At 43.6% G+C, this 877-nt stretch carries 2 protein-coding genes; both read left to right on the top strand.

Annotation, left to right across the window (positions count from 1 at the left end; translation table 11 throughout):
- Window positions 1-417 (top strand): protein phosphatase CheZ (locus A3739_RS04150; RefSeq protein ID WP_197472033.1); only part of this gene is annotated, 417 nt, incomplete at its 5' end.
- Window positions 418-440: 23 nt separating this feature from the next.
- Window positions 441-877: Hpt domain-containing protein (locus A3739_RS04145; RefSeq protein ID WP_197472032.1), on the top strand; the 437-nt coding region annotated here is incomplete at its 3' end.

Genomic DNA, 877 nt, shown 5'->3' with positions numbered 1-877 from the left:
AAAGATGAGGCTGATCAACTTAAGCAAGAATGGCAAAAGTTGCGCCGTAAGGAAATGAGCCCTAGTGAATTTAGAGACCTAACGGGGCGCATGGATACCTTCTTGACTCAACTTGGTAATGACTCAGATAAGGTATATCAAAATTTATCATCTATATTGCTTGCACAGGATTTTCAGGACTTAACGGGTCAAGTTATCAATCGTGTAACAAATTTAGTTAAAGATGTTGAAGAAAATCTCGTTAACCTTGTAAGGATGGCCGGAAAGGTCGACCAAATTACAGGTACTGTGCACGACCTTGAGTCCATCGAAACCAATATGGATGGCGAAGGTCCACAGATGAAAAAAGAAGAACGCGAAGATGTTGTAAATGGTCAAGACGATGTGGATGACCTTTTATCAAGCTTAGGGTTTTAGGAAGAGTACAAAGGGGTTAGTGAATGAGCTTTGAGCCAGATGAAGAGATCTTGCAGGACTTTCTTGTTGAGTCTGGTGAGATTCTTGAGCAGTTATCTGAACAGCTCGTTGAACTAGAACAAAACCCTGAAGACCTAGATCTTCTCAATGCAATATTCCGTGGCTTTCATACCGTTAAAGGTGGGGCAGGGTTTCTTCAGTTAGAGGCCTTGGTCGATTGCTGTCATATTGCTGAAAATGTGTTTGATGTCTTGCGTAACGGTAAGAGAACCGTAGACGCCGAATTGATGGATGTGGTGCTTCGTGCACTTGATTCCGTTAATGTCATGNTTGATGAGGTTCGTTCTGGCGAACAACCGAGTCCTGCAGAACCTTCGCTATTAAAAGATTTAGAGCGCTTTGCATGTGAACAAGGCGCGGAGCCGGTGGCAGAGGAAGTACCTGAAGCTGCTCCGAATGA

The organism is Oleiphilus sp. HI0067, assembly GCF_001635735.1.
Note: the sequence above shows the minus strand (reverse complement) of the source record. Positions and strands in the feature narration are given on the sequence as shown.